General features: G+C 31.2%; 20 protein-coding genes. 10 read left to right on the top strand and 10 right to left on the bottom strand.

The window, feature by feature from the left end; all coding sequences use genetic code 11:
* Positions 1–226: 226 nt before the first annotated feature.
* The 4 genes from CD116_RS03770 to CD116_RS03785 form a co-directional block, all read right to left on the bottom strand.
* The gene (locus CD116_RS03770; RefSeq protein ID WP_047551102.1) at positions 227–1141 is read right to left on the bottom strand and encodes a diacylglycerol/lipid kinase family protein; all 915 of its coding nucleotides are present in this window, start codon (positions 1139–1141) and stop codon (positions 227–229) included.
* 333 nt (positions 1142–1474) lie between these two features.
* Positions 1475–2980, bottom strand: coding sequence for a peptide MFS transporter (locus CD116_RS03775; protein WP_047427001.1), 1506 nt, complete (start codon positions 2978–2980; stop codon positions 1475–1477).
* A gap of 336 nt (positions 2981–3316) precedes the next feature.
* The gene (gene queF / locus CD116_RS03780; protein ID WP_047427004.1) at positions 3317–3817 is read right to left on the bottom strand and encodes a preQ(1) synthase; all 501 of its coding nucleotides are present in this window, start codon (positions 3815–3817) and stop codon (positions 3317–3319) included.
* 19 nt (positions 3818–3836) lie between these two features.
* A complete protein-coding gene (locus CD116_RS03785) occupies positions 3837–4706 on the bottom strand; it encodes a DMT family transporter (RefSeq protein WP_047447872.1) in 870 nt (289 codons plus the stop codon).
* Between the two features lie 807 nt (positions 4707–5513).
* On the opposite strand from CD116_RS03785, the gene nrdI reads away from it, so the two are divergent.
* The 7 genes from nrdI to CD116_RS03825 all read left to right on the top strand — a co-directional run bounded on the left by nrdI (position 5514) and on the right by CD116_RS03825 (position 13214).
* Positions 5514–5912: a class Ib ribonucleoside-diphosphate reductase assembly flavoprotein NrdI gene (gene nrdI, locus CD116_RS03795; protein ID WP_047427011.1), complete on the top strand. Its 399-nt coding sequence runs from the start codon at positions 5514–5516 to the stop codon at positions 5910–5912.
* Positions 5875–7980, top strand: a complete 2106-nt coding sequence (gene nrdE / locus CD116_RS03800; RefSeq protein WP_000855501.1) for a class 1b ribonucleoside-diphosphate reductase subunit alpha — start codon at positions 5875–5877, stop codon at positions 7978–7980. Before nrdI ends, nrdE begins: the two co-directional genes overlap by 38 nt.
* Before the next feature lie 116 nt (positions 7981–8096).
* The gene (gene nrdF / locus CD116_RS03805; protein ID WP_000562498.1) at positions 8097–9068 is read left to right on the top strand and encodes a class 1b ribonucleoside-diphosphate reductase subunit beta; all 972 of its coding nucleotides are present in this window, start codon (positions 8097–8099) and stop codon (positions 9066–9068) included.
* A gap of 331 nt (positions 9069–9399) precedes the next feature.
* Positions 9400–10371, top strand: coding sequence for an ABC transporter permease (locus CD116_RS03810; RefSeq protein WP_047551107.1), 972 nt, complete (start codon positions 9400–9402; stop codon positions 10369–10371).
* Complete coding sequence (locus CD116_RS03815) at positions 10358–11314, top strand: iron chelate uptake ABC transporter family permease subunit (protein ID WP_047551111.1); 957 nt, start codon at positions 10358–10360, stop codon at positions 11312–11314. Before CD116_RS03810 ends, CD116_RS03815 begins: the two co-directional genes overlap by 14 nt.
* Positions 11311–12072, top strand: a complete 762-nt coding sequence (locus CD116_RS03820) for an iron ABC transporter ATP-binding protein (RefSeq protein WP_047551114.1) — start codon at positions 11311–11313, stop codon at positions 12070–12072. The genes CD116_RS03815 and CD116_RS03820 overlap by 4 nt, the downstream gene beginning before the upstream one ends.
* A 113-nt stretch (positions 12073–12185) precedes the next feature.
* A complete protein-coding gene (locus tag CD116_RS03825) occupies positions 12186–13214 on the top strand; it encodes a ferrated catecholamine ABC transporter substrate-binding lipoprotein SstD (protein ID WP_047551117.1) in 1029 nt (342 codons plus the stop codon).
* Between the two features lie 134 nt (positions 13215–13348).
* Here CD116_RS03825 and CD116_RS03830 read toward each other — a convergent pair whose 3' ends face one another.
* The 3 genes from CD116_RS03830 to CD116_RS03840 form a co-directional block, all read right to left on the bottom strand.
* A complete protein-coding gene (locus CD116_RS03830; protein ID WP_001123295.1) occupies positions 13349–13663 on the bottom strand; it encodes a CHY zinc finger protein in 315 nt (104 codons plus the stop codon).
* Between the two features lie 17 nt (positions 13664–13680).
* Positions 13681–14604, bottom strand: a complete 924-nt coding sequence (murB, locus tag CD116_RS03835) for a UDP-N-acetylmuramate dehydrogenase (RefSeq protein ID WP_078101787.1) — start codon at positions 14602–14604, stop codon at positions 13681–13683.
* Between the two features lie 126 nt (positions 14605–14730).
* Positions 14731–15249, bottom strand: a complete 519-nt coding sequence (locus tag CD116_RS03840) for a GrpB family protein (RefSeq protein ID WP_047551120.1) — start codon at positions 15247–15249, stop codon at positions 14731–14733.
* Between the two features lie 119 nt (positions 15250–15368).
* Between CD116_RS03840 and CD116_RS03845 the strand changes: the two genes are divergently transcribed.
* The 3 genes from CD116_RS03845 (at position 15369) to CD116_RS03855 (ending at position 18264) form a co-directional block, all read left to right on the top strand.
* Entirely contained in the window at positions 15369–16247 is an 879-nt protein-coding gene (locus tag CD116_RS03845) for an EMYY motif lipoprotein (protein ID WP_047530967.1), read from the top strand.
* A 153-nt stretch (positions 16248–16400) separates the two neighbouring features.
* Positions 16401–16721 (top strand): bacillithiol system redox-active protein YtxJ, encoded by a 321-nt coding sequence (gene ytxJ, locus CD116_RS03850; protein ID WP_000985617.1) that lies wholly within the window; start codon positions 16401–16403, stop codon positions 16719–16721.
* 418 nt (positions 16722–17139) lie between these two features.
* Complete coding sequence (locus CD116_RS03855) at positions 17140–18264, top strand: glycerate kinase (RefSeq protein WP_047551121.1); 1125 nt, start codon at positions 17140–17142, stop codon at positions 18262–18264.
* Positions 18265–18506: 242 nt separating this feature from the next.
* Here the strand turns inward: CD116_RS03855 and pepT are convergent, their stop codons facing one another.
* Genes pepT through CD116_RS03870 form a run of 3 tightly spaced genes read right to left on the bottom strand, consistent with a single transcriptional unit; the run spans position 18507 to position 21020 of the window.
* Complete coding sequence (gene pepT, locus CD116_RS03860) at positions 18507–19733, bottom strand: peptidase T (RefSeq protein ID WP_047551122.1); 1227 nt, start codon at positions 19731–19733, stop codon at positions 18507–18509.
* A gap of 13 nt (positions 19734–19746) precedes the next feature.
* Entirely contained in the window at positions 19747–20241 is a 495-nt protein-coding gene (locus CD116_RS03865) for a threonine/serine exporter family protein (RefSeq protein WP_000899889.1), read from the bottom strand.
* A 17-nt stretch (positions 20242–20258) separates the two neighbouring features.
* Positions 20259–21020 (bottom strand): threonine/serine exporter family protein, encoded by a 762-nt coding sequence (locus CD116_RS03870; protein WP_001113407.1) that lies wholly within the window; start codon positions 21018–21020, stop codon positions 20259–20261.
* Positions 21021–21096 lie beyond the last annotated feature (76 nt).

Raw genomic sequence — 21096 nt, forward strand, 5'->3', positions numbered from 1 at the left:
AGGGGTTTATGTCCCAGCCTGATCTGATTTTTTTATATTTAAAAGATACGCGAATAATCCATGATGATTCAAATTAGAAAATCCTTCATCAAAGGGGATATATCTTTTTTTATTTAATAACTTATAGTTAATAGATTGTGATATAAATTTATAGTCTAATAATTTTATAAAGAATATGGAAAAGTCACATCATCTTGCTATTAAATACATAGTCAATTAACTATCGCTATACATTTACAGTTAGCAATTGAATTGCATTTGGTATTACTTCAATATCAAGAGGTGTTTCTAATGATATTTCTCCATCTATATCGACCTTCATAACAGGATTAGTTGTCAGTGTAATATGTTTACCAGGAATATGTTCAATACCTTGAGTAATTTCATTCCAATTCATGCTATCACGCTTTTTGAAAATATCATTTAAAATACTGAAACTTTGTTCGTTAAAAATGAATGTATTTAATTCACCATCTTGAGGTGATAAATCAGTCAAAGGTATTCGACTACCTCCAATAAATGGGCCGTTCGCTGTCAATATCATTGATGTCTCACCTGAATATGACTTTTGGTCAACAGTTAAATGATAATTAAATTGTGTTGGGTTTAGTAGCGTTTTAACTGTAGAGCCAATATAACTTAACTTACCAAATATATCTTTTGAGCCGTCTTGCACATTTTCGGCATTTTGAACTATTAAACCTAATCCAACAAAATTAAGTGCATATTTCTGATTAACTTTAATAACATCATATGTGCCAACTTGTGCTGAAATCATTTGCTCGCTCGCTAACTTGTGATTAGGTTCTATGTTAAGTGTTTTTGTAAAATCATTAAAAGTACCGCCTGGTAATATACCAATAGGTAATTGAAGGTCATATGTCATAATTCCATTTATAAGCTCATTAACGGTACCATCGCCACCGAGAATAAATAATATGTCTACATCATTTGCGTAGTCTTTGGCTTTGATTTCTTGGCAATATTTAATGATATCTCCTTCATTCTCACTCAATTGAATAGAAAGATGTTTACAAATTGAACTTAATGCTGTTGTAACTTCCCCAATACCTTGATTAATATTTTTTAATCCACTGTGTTCATGGTAAAAGAGGACGCCATGGTGATATTTATTTTCCATTATTTAGCCTACTTTCTAAAAATTGATTCACTAAGTATATATACCCATTTTTAATTGTAAATACCAAAGAGGTTAGGACAAAAGCATTTAGGATTTGAGCAGAACCGAACGATGAGCAAAATTGTTTTCCAAATTTTGTCGAACCGTGAGAGTTTCTGCCGAAAATCCTGCTTTTGGGACGCCGTTAATCGGTTTCCCAGAGCACAAAAACTTTATGTCTCAACCTCAACTATAACACTAATATTTAATTTTCAATGTGAAACACAAAAAACTGTAAGCCAATTGATTGACTTACAGTTTTTGATGTATATAAAAGTAATTTTAAATTGTTGATTAGCGGATTCCTTTCATTGCTTTAATGATTATAGGTGAGAATGCTAATACAATTGTTGTAACGACAATTGCTACGATACCTAAGAAGATAAAGTAATTTGTTTGACCAAGTGGTTCAATTAACTTAACCAACGTACCGTTAATTGCTTGTGCGGAAGCATTTGTTAAGTACCAAATACTCATCATTTGTGCATTAAATGCCTTTGGTGCTAATTTCACGGCTGCACTATTACCTGTTGGTGATAAGCAAAGTTCACCGATTACACAGATAATATAAGATAAAATTACCCAGTTAACTGAGAAATGTGCAGATCCTGATGTGTAACCTACAATACCGATAAGTATGTAAGATGCACCTGCTAAAAATGTACCAATTGCAAATTTCACTGGTAAACTAGGCTGTTTAGTACCAAGCTTTTGCCATAAAAGCGAAATAATTGGTGCCAATAATAAAATAAATAATGGATTAATTGATTGGAAAATTGCTTCTCCAAAGTTTGTTTTCCAGCCAAATAGATTTAATTTCATGTCTGATTGTTCGATTCCATATATGTTCAATACATTTGATCCTTGTTCTTGGATAGCCCAGAAAACCATTCCAAGAATAAACAATGGAATAAATGCTTTAACTCGAGAACGCTCAGTATCTGTCACATCTTTACTTTTAATAATTAATGTGAAGTAAACGATAGGTAATGTAATACCTAAAACTAAAACAGTGTTACTAACTAAGTTAAATGATAGTGAATTAGTTAGAGCACCAATTGTGATTATTAGCCCAATAGCTAATACAACACTTCCGATAATAATTCCATATTTTTTCTTTTCGGCTGGTGTTAATGGATTAGTTGGTTTCATACCCACATTACCTAAGTTTTTACGGTTGAAAAGTACATACCATACCAAACCTAGTGCCATACCTACGGCTGCGATTAAGAATCCGCCATGGAAATTTTTAACATTTACAAAGTGTTGCAAGATGATAGGTGATAACAATGCACCCATATTAACAGACATATAGAAAATTACAAAACCAGCATCCATACGTCTATCATTTTCAGGATATAAACGACCAACAATATTTGAAATGTTAGGTTTCATTAAACCTGAACCAATAATAATGAAGAACATTGATGTGAATAAGCCAATTAAAGCAAATGGTAGGCTTAGACAAATATGTCCGATAATAATAAAGACTGCACCTAATAAGGTAGCACCTCTTGTGCCTGTAATTCTGTCAGCAATCCATCCACCTGGTATTGATGTCATATAGATTAATGAACCATATACTGACATGATTGACATAGCTGTTGTTTTGTCAATTCCAAGGCCATTATCTGTTACAGCGAAGTACATGTAGAAAATGAGTAGGGCACGCATGCCATAATAACTAAACCTTTCCCAAAATTCTACAAAAAATAGTACGCCAAGGCCTCTAGGATGCCCGAAAAATCCTGTTTGAGGTATGTCTTGAATTTGACTTCCATGGGAGTTTTGTTGTGCCATTTATACATCCCATCCTTTCTTCCCCTAATACAATAGTTAGTTAAAAATGGTTGTGCGGCATCAACTAAATACTTTCAATAAAACACAAAAAAATAGAAATATTGAGAATATTCTGTTATTAAGCGCGCACAATTAATTAGAGATAATATAAAAATATACTTAATGACGTTAAAGTGCAATAGGTTTCTATAAAATTGTTATTTATTTTGTGTATTATTATCCTTTTTGATTACTTGGGATTTTAAATTTTAAAAATTAATTACAAAACACGTACAAAAAATACACACCAAAAAGTCGATGTCTGAACAATTTTTGGTGTGTATTTGTATAAATTCATTAACGATTATCTATTTTTTCAGGGTATAAATCATGATTCATCAAACGATGTTCTGCCATTTTTTCATATTTAGAGTTTGGACGTCCATAGTTAGTATATGGATCAATTGAAATACCGCCACGTGGAGTGAATTTACCCCATACTTCAATGTAGTGTGGATCCATTAGTTTAATCAAATCATTCATGATGATATTCATGCAATCTTCGTGGAAATCTCCGTGGTTTCTAAAGCTAAATAAATATAACTTCAACGATTTTGATTCAACCATTTTAACGTTTGGAATATATGAAATATAGATTGTTGCAAAATCTGGTTGTCCTGTAATTGGGCATAAAGATGTAAATTCAGGACAATTGAATTTAACGAAATAATCACGTCCTTGATGTTTATTGTCAAATGACTCTAATACATCTGGACGATAGTCAAAATTGTAAGTATTGTCTTGGTTTCCTAATAATGTAATATCCTGTAATTCATCTTGTTGACGACCTTGTGCCATAAAAAACACTCCTTTAATTTTATTTATTTAATGATACTTTAGCGTCGCGGCGTGCTTTTTCAAACATGTAATAACTTGCACCGATAATAACGACATAACCTAATGTTGCATAGAAATCTGGTGACTCTCCAAATAAAATAAAGCCAAGTATTGCTGTAAATATTATAGACGCATACGTAAAAATAGAAATGTCTTTCGCAGCAGCAAAACTATATGCCAAGGTGACGCCAATTTGACCAACTGCTGCAGCTAGTCCTGCTCCTAACAGGTACAGTATTTGCATTTGAGTCATTGGAACATATGTATATGCAGTGAAAGGTATTAAAACGATGACAGAGAATAATGAGAAGTAAAATACAATTGTATATGGTGCTTCTCTTGTACTAAGTGCTCTGACACAAGTGTATGCTGATGCTGCAAAGATACCTGAGAATAATCCAGCTAGTGAAGGAATTATTGATGAAGAAAATTCAGGTTTAACAATTAAAAGCATACCTAGTATTGCAACTATCATAGCTGTGATTTGATACTTTCTCACTTTTTCATGCAAGAAAATAATGCTTAATAAAATCGTCCAAAAAGGGTTGAGTTTCATTAAAGAGTCTGCATCACTTAGTACCATATGATCGATTGCATAAATATTTAGCAATACACCAATAAGTCCTAGGGTTGAACGCATTAATAATAATGGTTGGCTAGAAAGTCTACCAAACATGGGTTGATGATATTTATATATAAAAAATAGTGGAATAAACATTGCTACTAAGTTTCGTGCTAATGATTTTTGAAAAACAGGTAGATCACCTGCAAGTCTGAAAAACACTGACATAAAACTGAAACCAATAGCCGAAACTAATATGGCAATGATACCTTTTACTTTAGGATTCAATTTTATCGCCTCTTTTATATAAAATTAACGTATTTATATTAGCATAAATCAACATACTGTGCATAAATAGTTGAAATTTAAAAGAAAAGAACTATAATTATTTGTACGAACAAATGTTCTTATGTTTATTTGACGGAATTATAGGGCATTACTTAGTCATGAATGTTTGTGTTATTACAATTAAATAAAATCAATTAAGCATCTATGTAATTGATTATTTCTTGATTTTTGTTGATACGATTGAGTTTGTTACAGATTTTAAAAAAGCAAGCGATATCTACTGAAAAAATTTTTTAAATTTACCGAGGTTTTTCTATTTAAGTAATGGTGCCTAATTGGAACGTTTTACGAACATTTAACCGGAAAATGACACTTTAAATCATTGATGGTCTTATGTATAATGAAACACATAATATAGTGTTGCTAACACGAAGAAGACACAATATCTTGTGTTTTGTATGCAAATGCTTTATTTATGAAGAAATTAATTTTAAAAGTAATTTAACACTGAAATTTAATAGTTATTATCAATTTATAGTCATATTTTCAGAAAATGCACTAAGCAAATGGAAGATGTCAAATGATGTAAACACTACATATAGTGATTTTGATACATGCAACCCATATGAGCTACTATTTTCTCAAATATAAATCTATGCAATTGGTTTGGTTTACATTTGAGAAAATAAGTAGCTTCATTCATAGTTAAAGCAATGCTGAGATAAACATGAATTTTAATGTTATTAAAGCATTTTTTAATTGTAATGACTACTTAATTTAAAAGGGTTGAAGAAAGAAGGTGATCCAATGAAAATAATATATTTTTCATTTACTGGAAATGTCCGTCGATTTATCAAAAGAACAGAACTAGAAAATACACTTGAGATTACAGCAGACAATTGCATGGAACCAGTACATGAACCGTTTATTATCGTTACAGGCACTATTGGATTTGGAGAAGTACCAAAACCAGTTCAATCTTTTTTAGAAGTTAATCATCAATACATCAGAGGTGTGGCAGCAAGCGGTAATCGAAATTGGGGACTAAATTTCGCTAAAGCGGGTCGCACGATATCAGAGGAGTATAATGTCCCTTTATTAATGAAGTTTGAGTTACATGGAAAAAACAAAGACGTTATTGAATTTAAGAACAAGGTGGGTAATTTTAATGAAAACCATGGAAGAGAAAAAGTACAATCATATTGAATTAAATAATGAGGTCACTAAACGAAGAGAAGATGGATTCTTTAGTTTAGAAAAAGACCAAGAAGCATTAGCTGCTTATTTAGAAGAAGTAAAGGACAAAACAATCTTTTTCGATTCAGAAATAGAACGTTTACGTTACTTAGTAGTTAATGATTTCTATTTCAATGTGTTTGATATATATAGCGAAGCTGATCTTATTGAAATTACTGACTATGCAAAATCTATTCCATTTAAATTTGCAAGTTATATGTCAGCAAGTAAATTTTTCAAAGATTATGCTTTGAAAACTAATGATAAAAGTCAATATTTAGAAGACTACAATCAACATGTTGCTATAGTTGCTTTATACTTAGCAAACGGAAATAAAGAACAAGCGAAACAATTTATTTCTGCAATGGTTGAACAAAGATATCAACCAGCGACACCAACATTTTTAAATGCTGGTCGTGCGCGTCGTGGTGAGCTAGTTTCATGTTTCTTATTAGAAGTAGATGATAGCTTAAATTCAATTAACTTTATTGATTCAACTGCAAAGCAATTAAGTAAAATTGGTGGCGGCGTAGCGATTAACTTATCTAAACTGCGTGCACGTGGTGAAGCGATTAAAGGTATTAAAGGCGTAGCGAAAGGTGTTTTACCAATAGCTAAATCACTAGAAGGTGGTTTCAGTTATGCAGACCAATTAGGTCAAAGGCCTGGTGCTGGTGCCGTGTACTTAAATATCTTCCATTACGATGTAGAAGAGTTTTTAGATACTAAAAAAGTAAATGCTGATGAAGACCTACGTTTATCTACAATTTCAACTGGTTTAATTGTTCCATCTAAATTCTTTGATTTAGCTAAAGAAGGTAAAGACTTCTATATGTTTGCGCCTCATACAGTTAAAGAAGAATATGGTGTGACATTAGATGATATTGATTTAGATAAATTTTATGATGACATGGTTGCAAATCCAAATGTTGACAAAAAGAAAAAGAATGCGCGTGAAATGTTGAATTTAATTGCACAAACGCAATTACAATCAGGTTACCCGTATTTAATGTTTAAAGATAATGCGAACAAAGTGCATCCGAACTCAAATATTGGTCAAATTAAAATGAGTAATTTATGTACTGAAATTTTCCAATTACAAGAAACATCAATTATTAATGATTATGGTGTTGAAGATGAAATCAAACGTGACATTTCATGTAACTTAGGTTCATTAAATATTGTGAATGTAATGGAAAGTGGTAAGTTTAGAGATTCAGTACATTCTGGTATGGATGCATTAACTGTTGTAAGTGATGTAGCAAATATTCAAAATGCACCTGGCGTTAGAAAAGCAAATAGTGAATTACACTCAGTCGGTTTAGGTGTTATGAACTTGCACGGTTACTTAGCTAAAAATAAAATTGGTTATGAGTCAGAAGAAGCAAAAGACTTTGCAAATATCTTCTTTATGATGATGAACTTCTACTCCATTGAACGTTCAATGGAAATTGCTAAAGAACGTGGTATTAAATATCAAGATTTCGAGAAATCTGATTATGCAAATGGTAAATATTTTGAGTTCTATACGTCTCAAGAATTTGAACCACAATTTGAAAAAGTACGTGAATTATTTGATGGAATGACAATTCCTACTTCAGAAGATTGGAAGAAATTACAACAAGATGTTGAACAATATGGTTTATATCATGCTTATAGATTAGCGATTGCGCCAACTCAAAGTATTTCTTATGTACAAAATGCTACAAGTTCTGTAATGCCTATTGTTGATCAAATTGAACGTCGTACTTATGGTAATGCTGAAACATTCTATCCAATGCCATTCTTATCACCACAAACAATGTGGTATTACAAATCAGCATTTAATACAGATCAAATGAAATTAATTGATTTAATTGCAACGATACAAACACACATCGATCAAGGTATTTCAACAATCCTATATGTTAACTCTGAAATTTCTACTCGTGAGTTAGCAAGATTATATGTATATGCGCACTATAAAGGATTAAAATCACTTTACTATACTAGAAATAAATTATTAAGCGTAGAAGAATGTACTAGTTGTTCTATCTAATAAATCAACGTTTATAGACAATATCAGCTAATCATCTGTAAAAGGTGACAGATGATTAGACTGTCATGTCTATATTTATCAATAATTGATTAACATTACAGGAGGAAATTATATTCATGATAGCTGTTAATTGGAACACACAAGAAGATATGACGAATATGTTTTGGAGACAAAACATTTCTCAGATGTGGGTTGAAACAGAATTTAAAGTATCAAAAGACATTGCAAGTTGGAAAACATTATCTGAAGCGGAACAAGACACATTTAAAAAGGCTTTGGCAGGGTTAACAGGTTTAGATACACATCAAGCAGATGATGGTATGCCACTAGTTATGCTTCATACTACGGATTTAAGAAAAAAGGCTGTTTATTCATTTATGGCGATGATGGAACAAATTCATGCGAAAAGTTATTCACATATTTTCACAACCTTATTACCATCTAGCGAAACAAATTATTTATTAGATGAGTGGGTATTAGAAGAACCTCATTTGAAATATAAATCAGATAAAATCGTTGCAAATTATCACAAACTTTGGGGTAAAGAGGCTTCAATTTATGATCAATATATGGCTAGAGTAACAAGTGTATTTTTAGAGACATTTTTATTCTTCTCAGGTTTCTATTACCCGTTATACCTAGCTGGTCAAGGAAAAATGACTACATCAGGTGAAATCATTCGTAAAATTTTATTAGATGAATCTATTCATGGTGTATTTACTGGATTAGATGCACAACATTTACGTAATGAATTATCTGAAAGTGAAAAACAAAAAGCAGATCAAGAAATGTATAAACTTTTAAATGACTTATACTTAAATGAAGAGTCATATACAAAGATGTTATATGATGATCTTGGAATTACTGAAGACGTGTTAAACTACGTTAAGTATAATGGAAATAAAGCACTTTCTAACTTAGGTTTTGAACCATATTTTGAAGAACGTGAATTCAATCCAATCATTGAAAATGCATTAGATACAACAACTAAAAACCATGACTTCTTCTCTGTAAAAGGTGATGGCTATGTCTTAGCATTAAATGTTGAAGCACTACAAGATGATGACTTTGTGTTCGATAACAAATAAATAATTTTAAAAGACCTTCTCATGAAAAGGGATAGTGATATATATCACCGCTTTCATGTGAAAGGTCTTTTTCTATTTAAATTGGAGAAGACTGGTTCTATATTTTGATAATTCGTTGGCAATATTACATAACAGCGAGTTTCTTATTTCGTATTATGGGTTTAAATACACCGTTAAGAAAATTAATATTCAATTTAATTGCAAAAATCAATAATATTGACAATAAATTATCTGAAAGGCTATTGAAATGAGTTTCGAAAAACGATACTATTAATGAGAAATATTATCAATGATAATGATTATCATTGAATAAAAGGGAGAAAAATTTGTAATGAAGTATTTATTAAAGGGAAATATTTTGCTTCTATTACTTATATTGTTGACTATTATTTCGCTGTTTATTGGTGTGAGTGAATTATCAATTAAAGATATATTTCATTTAACTAAAGATCAGCAAAATATTTTATTTTCAAGTCGAATTCCTAGAACGATGAGTATTTTAATTGCAGGTAGTTCATTGGCGCTAGCGGGCTTGATTATGCAACAAATGATGCAAAATAAGTTTGTAAGTCCTACTACAGCTGGAACAATGGAGTGGGCTAAATTAGGTATTTTAATAGCCTTATTATTCTTTCCAACAGGTCATATATTATTGAAATTAGTATTTGCAGTTGTATGTAGCATATGCGGTACATTTTTATTTGTTAAAATAATTGATTTTATCAAAGTGAAAGATGTCATCTTTGTCCCACTATTAGGAATTATGATAGGTGGCATTGTTGCTAGTTTTACAACCTTCATCTCATTGCGTACGAATGCTGTACAAAGCATTGGTAACTGGCTTAACGGGAACTTTGCCATTATTACAAGTGGACGCTATGAAATTTTATATTTAAGTATTCCTCTTTTAGCATTGACATATCTTTTTGCTAATCACTTCACTATTGTAGGAATGGGTAAAGATTTCACTAATAATTTAGGTTTGAGTTATGAGAAGTTAATTAATATTGCGCTATTTATAACTGCAACAATTACAGCTTTAGTTGTTGTCACAGTTGGTACTTTGCCATTTTTAGGTTTAGTTATCCCGAATATTATTTCAATATATAGAGGCGATCATTTGAAAAATGCTATACCACATACGATGATGTTAGGTGCTATATTTGTATTGTTTTCTGATATCGTAGGTAGAGTTGTCGTTTATCCATATGAAATAAATATTGGTTTAACGATTGGTGTTTTTGGAACAATTATTTTCCTTATCTTATTAATGAAAGGTAGGAAAAAATATGCACAACAATAATAAAAAGCTTGCTATTTTAATCATTGTGACATGTCTTATCGCTTTATTCTATTTATTTGTAGGCATTGATTTTGACATTTTTGAATATCAATTTTCAAGTCGTTTGCGAAAGTTTATTTTAATTATTCTTGTTGGTGCTGCTATTGCGACTTCAGTTGTCATCTTTCAAGCAATTACGAATAATCGTTTGTTAACACCTTCGATTATGGGACTTGATGCAGTTTATTTGTTTATAAAAGTTATACCGGTATTTCTACTTGGCATACAATCGGTTTGGGTGACTAATGTATATTTGAATTTTATTTTAACGTTAATTACCATGGTGCTTTTTGCATTGATACTATTCCAAGTCATTTTTAAAATTGGACATTTTTCAATTTACTTTATTTTGTTAATAGGAGTATTACTAGGTACGTTTTTTAGAAGTATTACTGGATTTATTCAATTAATTATGGACCCTGAATCGTTTTTAGCGATACAAAGTAGTATGTTTGCGAATTTCAATGCTTCTAATTCTAATCTAGTAACTTTTTCAGCAGTCATTTTAGTAGTACTATTAATCATTACGATTTTTTTACTACCTTATTTAGATGTATTACTTTTAGGTCGTGCAGAAGCGATAAATTTAGGTGTTTCGTATGAACAATTAACGCGTATGTTATTAGTGATTGTGTCAATTTTAGTTTCAGTTTCAACTGCATTAGTAGGTCCCATTACGTTTTTAGGCCTGTTAACTGTGAACTTGGCTCATGAATTAATGAAGACATATGAACATAAATATATATTAATTGCGACAATTTGTTTAAGTTGGATGAGTTTATTTAGTGCACAATGGGTTGTTGAAAATGTTTTTGAAGCTACGACAGAGATGAGCTTGCTAATTGATTTGATAGGTGGAAGTTATTTCATTTATCTATTAGTTAAAAGGAGAAATGCGCAGTGATACAAGTTAAGAATTTAACTAAGACGATACATAATCAACCGATATTAAAAGATATCAGTATAGCTATTGAAAATGGGAAGTTGACGTCATTAATTGGACCAAATGGCGCTGGTAAAAGCACATTACTTTCTGCGATATGTCGTTTAATTCGCTTTGATAAAGGTGAAGTGAAAATTGATGGACAAGGTATGTCTGATTATAAAAATAATGATTTATCTAAAAAGATATCAATTTTAAAGCAAACAAATCATACTGAAATGAACATTACAGTTGAGCAATTAGTTAATTTTGGACGATTTCCATATTCAAAAGGACGATTAACAAAAGAAGATCATGCCATTGTTAATAATGCATTAGATTTATTACAGTTACAGGACATTAGACATCGAAACATAAAATCATTGTCAGGTGGACAACGCCAACGTGCCTATATCGCAATGACAATAGCACAAGATACGGAATATATTTTACTAGATGAGCCTTTAAATAATTTAGATATGAAACATGCTGTTCAAATTATGCAAACGTTGCAAATGTTAGCACATAAAATGAATAAAGCAATCGTCATTGTCCTACATGATATTAATTTTGCGTCCTGTTACTCAGATCACATTGTTGCACTGAAAAATGGGGAACTAGTTAAATCGGATTTGAAAGATAAGGTTATTCAAAGTAGTGTTTTAAGCGATTTATATGATATGGACATACAGATAGAATTTATTAGAAACCAAAGAATTTGCTTATATTTTAAAGATTAACTTTAGAAAACACTTTAAAGGGGTGATGCGTTAATCAAAGAAGTATTAACTAATCATTGTACGTTTGTCATTTTAAGCACACAGATTAAGTCAATAGAGGAGACATTTATATTATGAAGAAAACAGTCTTATATTTAGTGGTAGCATTAATGTTAGTATTAGCAGCATGCGGTAATAATTCTGGAAAAGAACAATCAAAATCAGATACTAAAAGTTCAAAAGAAACAGTAAAAATTGAAAATAACTACAAAATGCGTGGCGAGAAAAAAGATGGTAGCGATGCTAAAAAAGTTAAAGAAACTGTTGAAGTTCCAAAAAACCCTAAAAATGCAGTTGTACTAGATTATGGTGCACTTGATGTCATGAAAGAAATGGGCTTAGCTGATAAAGTTAAAGCATTACCAAAAGGTGAAGGTGGTAAGTCATTACCGAATTTTCTAGAGTCATTTAAGGATGATAAATATACTAATGTAGGTAATTTAAAAGAAGTGAATTTTGATAAAATCGCTGCAACTAAACCAGAAGTAATATTTATTTCTGGACGTACAGCAAATCAAAAGAATTTAGATGAATTTAAAAAGGCTGCACCTAAAGCGAAAATAGTTTATGTTGGTGCTGATGAGAAAAATTTAATTGGTTCAATGAAACAAATTACTGAAAACATCGGTAAAATATACGACAAAGAAGCTAAAGCTAAAGAATTAAATAAAAATTTAGATAATAAAATTGCTTCTATGAAAGACAAAACGAAACATTTCAATAAAACTGTAATGTATTTATTAGTTAACGAAGGTGAATTATCAACGTTTGGACCTAAAGGACGTTTTGGTGGATTAGTATACGATACATTAGGATTCAATGCTGTTGATAAAAAAGTAAGTAATAGTAATCATGGACAAAATGTTTCTAATGAATATGTAAACAAAGAAAATCCAGATGTAATTTTAGCGATGGATAGAGGACAGGCTGTAAGTGGAAAATCGACAGCAAAACAGACGTTAAATAACCCAGTATTGAAAAACGTAAAAGCAATTAAAGAAGATAAAGTTTATAACTTAGATCCAAAGTTATGGTATTTTTCAGCTGGATCAACTACAACTACAATGAAACAAATTGATGAACTTGAAAAAGTTGTAAAATAATTAACAAGTGGAGAGCAAAGGTTATCTATTATAATCAATGTTCTCCACGTTTTTTGTCAAAATTCAAAGTAAAGGGACTTACTACTTATCGTAACGATAAATATATAAGCCCCTAGATGTAATGATTTAGTAAATTAAATCTCAAAATAAATATGATAGTGATATTTACAGCGATTGTTAAACTTTGAATGACAATTTGGACAATGCTCTACCATCATGTACTCGTTAATTGTCAATTCATGTTGACATACTCCACACAAAATTGCTTTTTCATTAAATGTACGTTCTGGCCAACGTTTAATAGTATGCTTTTCAAATTCATTATGACACTTATAGCATGGATAATATTTATTGCAGCATTTAAACTTAATCGCAATAATATCTTGTTCGGTAAAATAATGGCGACAACGTGTTTCTGTATCAATTAAAGAACCATAAACTATAGGCATAAATAAATCTCCTTAACTCATGATTCCTTTGGATGTTCGCCAATTATACGAACTTCACGATTTAACTCAATATCAAATTTTTCTTTAACAGTCTTTTGTACATAATGGATAAGATCTTCATAATCTGTTGCAGTTCCATTATCAACATTTACCATGAAACCCGCATGCTTAGTTGACACTTCAACACCACCAATTCGATGGCCTTGCAAGTTAGAATCTTGTATTAATTTACCAGCAAAATGCCCTGGTGGTCTTTGGAATACGCTACCACAAGAAGGATATTCTAAAGGTTGTTTTGATTCACGACGTGCTGTTAAGTCATCCATTTTAGCTTGTATTTCAGTCATATTTCCTGGAGTTAGTGTGAATGCAGCTTCTAATACAACCAAGTGTTCTTTTTGAATTATACTGTTGCGATAGTCTAATTCTAATTCTTTTGTTGTAAGTTTGATAATTGCGCCTTGTTCGTTGACACATAAAGCATAGTCAATACAATCTTTCACTTCGCCACCATAGGCACCAGCATTCATATAGACAGCACCACCAATAGAACCAGGGATGCCACATGCAAACTCTAGGCCTGTTAAAGCGTGATCTCTAGCAACACGAGAGACGTCAATGATAGCAGCGCCACTTCCGGTTATAATAGCATCGTCAGATACTTCAATGTGATCTAATGATAATAAGCTTATTACTATACCGCGAATACCTCCTTCACGAATAATAATGTTAGAGCCATTTCCCAAATAAGTAACCGGTATGCCATGTTGGTAGGCATATTTCACAACGGCTTGTACTTCTTCATTTTTAGTAGGGGTAATATAAAAATCTGCATTACCACCAGTCTTTGTATAAGTGTATCGTTTTAAAGGTTCATCAACTTTAATCTTTTCATTAGAAATAAGTTGTTGTAACGCTTGATAGATGTCTTTATTTATCACTTTTAAGTACATCCTTTCTCATGTCTTTAATATCATATAGTATTATACCAATTTTAAAATTCATTTGCGAAAATTGAAAATAAAGTATTAAAATTAGTATAATTGTAAAACACGATATAACTACTGTTATAAATATTTTTTACATAGTTTTTCGAAGTATTGTTGCTTTTGAATCTCATATTCTCTTAATGATGAAGAGTGTTGTAATATTTGTTGTTTCTTGGAATTAAACAGCAATGCTATTTCATTGTTAGTCGATAACAAATGATCAAGTGCAAGATATGATTCAAATGTTTGAGTATTCATTTGGATTATATGTAAGCGTACTTCTTGTTTCAAATCATGGTAATTGTTAAACTTTGCCATCATAACTTTTTTATTATATTTATGATGAAGGCGGTAAAAACCAACATAATTTAAACGTTTTTCATCGAGTGCAGTTATATCATGTAAATTTTCAACACCTACTAAAATATCTAAAATCGGCTCAGTTGAATACTTAAAATGATACGTACCACCGATATGTTTTGTATATTTTACAGGGCTGTCTAATAAATTGAATAATAATGATTTTATTTCTATATATTGCGTATGAAAGGCATAATATGAATCATTATTAATGAATGGTTGAACATTTGAATACATGATAAACTCCTTTGGTAATAAAACTTAATTTAATCGCGATAAAGTCTGAAATACTATAACATAATTCATTTTCATAATAAACATGTTTTTGTATAATGTATCTAATAAGGAGTGCAGCCATGAAAAAAATTGTCATATTCGCTATGTTAGCGATTTTAATTATAGTAATTAGTGCATGTGGTAATAAAGAAAAAGAGGCACAACATCAATTTACTAAGCAATTTAAAGATGTTGAGCAAAAACAAAAAGAACTGCAACATGTCATGGATAATATTCATCTTAAAGAGATTGATCATCTAAGCAAAACTGATACGACGGATAAAAATAGTAAAGAATTTAAAGCTTTACAGGAAGATGTGAAAAATCATTTAATGCCAAAGTTTCAAGCATACTATAAATCGGTTGAAAGTTTACCAGATGATACTGCAAAGGTGAAAGAGTTAAAAAAAGAATACATGTCTATCGCAAATGAGAAAAAGAAGTCGATAAAGCAATTAAAGACATTTATAGATTTATGTAATCAATCGATTAAGTATAATGAAGATATTTTAGATTATACGAAGCAATTTGAAAAAAATAGATACAAAGTTGAATCGGAAATAAAATTAGCAGATAATAAAATTGAAGCAACAAGTTTAACAACAAAGTTAGAACAAAATAATAAAGCATTAAGAGATACCGCTAAGAAAAATTTAGATGATAGTAAGGAAAACGAAGTGAAGCGTGCTATTAAAAATCATATTATGCCAATGATTGAGAAACAAATTACAGATATTAATCAGACAAATATAAGTGATAAGCATGTTAATAATGCTCGTAAAAATGCTATAGAAATGTACTATAGTTTACAGAACTATTATAATACACGTATAGAGACGATTGAAGTAAGTGAAAAGTTATCAAAGATTGATGTAGATAAGTTGCCGAAAAAGGGTATAGATATAACTAGTGGCGATAAAGTCTTTGAAAAAAAGCTTAAAAAATTAGAAGATAAATAACTATCATTATTATTCAAAGTTAAAAAATTTGAATTTATGGTTAACAGGACAACATACTATGTGTATAATGGTAAACATTGATATTAACTATATGTATAGAAATGTCACGCAGATGCTATTTATATGTGATAATTATTTTTAGAGGTGAATAGAGTGGCTATAAAGCTAAGTTCAATTGACCAATTTGAACAGGTTATTGAAGAAAACAAATATGTTTTTGTATTAAAACATAGTGAAACTTGTCCAATATCGGCAAATGCGTATGATCAATTTAATAAATTTTTATATGAACGCGATATGGATGGATATTATCTCATTGTCCAACAAGAACGCGATTTGTCAGATTATATTGCTAAAAAAACGAATGTTAAACACGAATCACCTCAAGCATTTTATTTTGTGAATGGTGAAATGGTTTGGAATAGAGACCACGGTGATATTAATGTTTCGTCATTAGCACAAGCAGAAGAATAATAAAAACTATAAGGTTGGAACATATTTGCCTAGCAATATCTCATGTGAATTGTAATTTTAAATTCATATGCAAGGTAATAAGGTTATAATCATGTTCTAGCCTTTTATTTTTTAATTATGTAAAAGCAGTAACGTTAGTACTTTTTAATAAACACAGGTATAATGTATTCGAGTATTTTTATTAAAAAGTATACGAGGAAATGCTTGGAAAGCAAAACTATTTAAATATTTTTTAATGGAAAATTTAAGAAAAAATGACTGATAATGAAGATAAACTATATGTATGATATGTGTTAAATATCAGTGTAAATAAAGATGTAAGTGATTGTAAATTACAAAATTAAATGTAAATAATAAGATTAGTTATACATTAATTGAAACGTTACACAATAAATAATAAAGTAAGGTGGTCAAGGTTATGAAAGTATTAGTAGCCATGGATGAATTTAATGGTATTATTTCAAGTTATCAAGCAAATAGATATGTTGAAGAAGCAGTTGCTAGTCAAATTGAAACAGCGGATGTTGTACAAGTACCTTTATTTAATGGACGACATGAATTGTTGGATTCAGTATTTTTATGGCAATCAGGTCAAAAGTATCGTATACCTGTTCATGATGCAGACATGAATGAAACTGAAGGGGTTTATGGACAAACGGATACTGGTATGACAGTCATTGAAGGAAATTTATTTTTAAAAGGGCATAAATCAATTACAGAGCGTACGAGTTACGGCTTAGGTGAAATGATGAAACATGCATTAGATAATGAGGCTAATCATATTGTCATTTCTCTTGGTGGTATTGATAGCTTTGATGCTGGAGCAGGCATGTTACAGGCACTCGGTGCGGCATTTTATGATGATGAAGGTCGCATCGTTGATATGAGAAAAGGAGCAGGATTAATTAAATATATTAGACGAATAGATATGTCAAAATTACATCCTAAAATGGCAGGGACAAGAATTCAAGTAATGTCAGATTTCTCAAGTCGATTATATGGAAAGCAAAGTGAAATCATGCAAACTTATGGAGCGCATCAACTAAATCATAACCAAGCTGCTGAAATTGATAATTTAATTTGGTACTTTAGTGAATTGTTTAAGAGTGAATTGAAAGTAGCTATTGGTCCTGTTGAACGCGGTGGTGCAGGTGGTGGAATTGCGGCTGTATTGAATGGTTTATACCAAGCTGAAATCCTAACGAGTCATGCACTAGTAGACCAACTAACACATTTAGAAGATTTAGTAGGACAAGCTGATTTAATTATTTTTGGTGAAGGTTTAAATGAAAATGATCAATTGTTAGAGACTACAACTTTACGTATTGCAGAGCTTTGTCATAAACATCAAAAAATTTCAATTGCAATTTGCGCTACTGCTGAAAAGTTTGATTTATTTGAATCACAAGGTGTAACAGCGATGTTTAATACATTTATTGATATGCCTGAAAGTTATACAGACTTTAAAATGGGCTTACAAATACGACATTATACTGTTCAATCATTAAAGCTGTTGAAAACGCAATTTAATGTAGAAAGTTAGTACATTATAGAAGAGTTACAAATCAAATTATGCAACGTTAGTTTTGTGGTAAATTAAGTGATAAATATTTGTAAGTGATAACCATGCCTGATAATTAGGATGTTTGTGGCTATAATTTAATTTTCGAATCGGATACAAATGATAGATATATAATTAAAAATCACGCTAACACAGTACTGTGTTAGCGTGATTTTTAATGTCAATTAAGATTGTAACGAAGTTCGTTTACATTAATGTGTCAGTTATTTATTTTCAGCGATATCTTGAACGATTCTAACAATAACATGTACAGCTTTTTCCATAACATCAATCGATGCATATTCATAAGGTCCATGGAAATTGCCACAACCAGTGAAAATATTAGGTGTCGGTAATCCCATAAAGGACAATTGTGATCCATCAGTACCGCCACGAATAGGTTCAGTATTTGTTGGGATATTTAATTTATCAAAAACTCGTTTTGGAATATCAATGATATGTTGTAATGGCAATATTTTTTCAGCCATATTAAAATATTGATCAGTAATATCAACTTTTACAGGATAATTTTCAAAATGTGCATTGATATCGTCGCGTATTTCTAATATACGTTTCTTACGTAATTCAAATTGTTTTTTATCATGGTCACGAATAATATATTGCAATGTTGCTTTTTCGACAGTACCTTCAAAGCGCATTAAATGATAAAATCCTTCGTAGCCTTCTGTACGTTCAGGTACTTCGTTATCAGGTAATAAACTATCAAATTGTTCACCTAAACGTATCGCGTTAAGCATTGCATTTTTAGCTGAACCTGGATGAACATTTACACCATGACATGTAATCACCGCTTCAGCGGCATTAAAGCTTTCGTATTGTAATTCGCCATATTGACTACCATCCATCGTATAGGCAAAGTCAGCACTGAATCGTTCGACATCAAATTTATGAGGTCCACGTCCAATTTCTTCGTCGGGTGTAAATCCAATGCGAATTGTACCATGTTTAATTTCAGGATGTGCTTTTAAATAACAAATGGCTTCCATAATTTCAACGATACCAGCTTTGTCGTCAGCCCCTAATAAAGAGGTGCCATCAGTAACCATCAATGTATGACCAACTAGACTATTAAGTTCTGGAAATACTTTAGGATCTAATACACGTTTAGTATCACCTAATTTATATGGTTTAGCATCATAGTTTTCAATAATTTGTGGTTTGACATTAGAAGCATTGAAATCAGGCGAAGTATCTACATGTGCTAGAAAACCAACAGTTGGTACATCATCATCGATATTGCTTTCTAGTGTAGCGAATAAATATCCATTTTCATCTAAATCAGTCGGCAATCCTAATTGTTGTAATTCTGTTTCTAATACATGTAGTAAATCCCATTGTTTCTCAGTAGAAGGCGTAGTTGTGGATTGTGGATCAGATTGTGTATCAATTGTCGCATATCTTGTTAATCTATCTATTAATTGTTTCTTCATCCTATTCGACCCCTTAAACTCTATTATTCATGTTGTAAGATTTTTTATATGTCTTACCTTTAATTTTACCATACAGTTGTTTGATACGTGTGTATAGGTAATACAGTATCTCGGATACTAAAATACCAAATGCAATGGCACCTGATATTAGAGTAACTTCTAAAAAGGTATTTACAGCACTGGTATAATCATTTGAAACTAAAAATCGAGTTGCCTGATAAGCAGCACCACCGGGTACTAATGGGATGATACCTGGCACTATGAAAATAATTACGGGGCGCTTATATCGACGGCTCATCGTATGACTCATTAAACCTAAAATTAAACTTCCTAAAAATGACGCGCCAACTTTTCCAAATTCTAAATCAACTGTTAATTGATATATTGTCCATGCAATGGCACCTACAAAACCACATGCAACTAAAAGTTTTTTTGGTGCATTAAAGATAATAGAGAAAAGTACTGTTGAAATAAAGCTTATCGTAAAATGAAATAAATAAAATAACATGCTTTAACAGTCCTTTCTTAAATAATTAGTAAAACAATTGCGACACCAGCGCCTATTGCGAATGCCGTTAATGCAGCTTCAACACCACGCGACATGCCGGCAAGTAATTCACCAGCTAGTAAATCGCGAATCGCATTGGTAATTAAAATACCTGGTACTAGAGGCATAACACTGGCAATGGTTATAATATCTTGGTTTGTTGCAATTCCTAATTTTGTAAATGTAGCGGCAATCGATATGACGACTGCTGCTGCAACAAATTCTGAGAAAAATTTAATTTGAATATAGCGTTGTACAAAACTAAATGTTAAAAATGCTGCACCACCTGCTATTACTGCTATCCAACAATCTGATGCAACGCCACCAAACATGAAAAGAAAAAAGCCACATGCGATGGCTGCTGCAAAGAAATTTGTTAAAAATGAGTATTGCAATGATGCATGTTGTAAATGAATGAACTCTGACTTTGCTTCGTCAATTGTTAATTCTTGGTTTGATATTTTTCGGGAAAGACTATTTGTTAAAGCGATTTTTTCCAAATCCGTAGTACGTTCTTGTACACGAATTAATCGCGTGCTTGTTCGATCATTTAATGAAAAGATGATTGCAGTTGAACTGACAAAACTATATGTATTATGAAGACCATAACTATGTGCGATACGATTCATCGTATCTTCAACACGATATGTTTCTGCACCAGACTCTAGCAAAATTCTTCCTGCAATCAATACAACATCAATCACTTTATTTTCATCTATAATTGTGATTGAATCAGGCATATCAATTCACCTCCAATGATTTTGTTTATTTATTTGAACAATTGAAGTTTACAACTTGTTGTTGCAACTTTCAATA

Origin of the sequence: Staphylococcus schweitzeri (assembly GCF_002902405.1) — a bacterium.
GTDB lineage: Bacteria > Bacillota > Bacilli > Staphylococcales > Staphylococcaceae > Staphylococcus > Staphylococcus schweitzeri.